The sequence below is a fragment of the Pseudoalteromonas sp. 31A1 genome (assembly GCF_011378815.1).
Taxonomy (GTDB): Bacteria; Pseudomonadota; Gammaproteobacteria; order Enterobacterales; family Alteromonadaceae; genus Pseudoalteromonas; species Pseudoalteromonas arctica.
In genome coordinates, this window is record NZ_WTKY01000047.1 from 1,230 (window position 1) to 1,762 (window position 533).

Genomic DNA, 533 nt, shown 5'->3' on the forward strand with positions numbered 1-533 from the left:
TTGTAAAGAGAACAACACTTATTGTTTTGGGTCTGTAGCTCAGCTGGTTAGAGCGCACCCCTGATAAGGGTGAGGTCGGTAGTTCAAATCTACTCAGACCCACCACTTCTTATCTAATTAAGAAGATGGTTAAAACAATAAGTACCAGCATATGTGGGGCTATAGCTCAGCTGGGAGAGCGCCTGCCTTGCACGCAGGAGGTCAGCAGTTCGATCCTGCTTAGCTCCACCACTTACTTCTTAAAAATAAATATTCTTTATCGGGCCATTAACCGCCTGAGAATAGAGTGTGTTTAATTTTGAGAAGTTTTTACATCTCTTGCTCTTTAAAAATTTGGAAAAGCTGATAATAAAATTCTGATAGATACATTGTATTTATCAAGAGTTTTCAAAAGTAAAAAAAGAATGGTAGCAGTACCATTCAGTGCCATTTAGTTAACTCTTATGAGTTGATTGATTGGTATCTACTTTAGTATTCAATATTGACTTCTGGCGAAGTTAAACTGTCACAAAACAAAGACCCGTTTGGGTTGT

At 38.1% G+C, this 533-nt stretch carries 2 tRNA genes; both read left to right on the top strand.

What is annotated here, in order from left to right:
• Window positions 1-28: 28 nt before the first annotated feature.
• Window positions 29-105, top strand: a tRNA-Ile gene (locus GQR52_RS20040).
• Between the two features lie 50 nt (window positions 106-155).
• Window positions 156-231 (top strand) — tRNA-Ala (locus GQR52_RS20045).
• Window positions 232-533 lie beyond the last annotated feature (302 nt).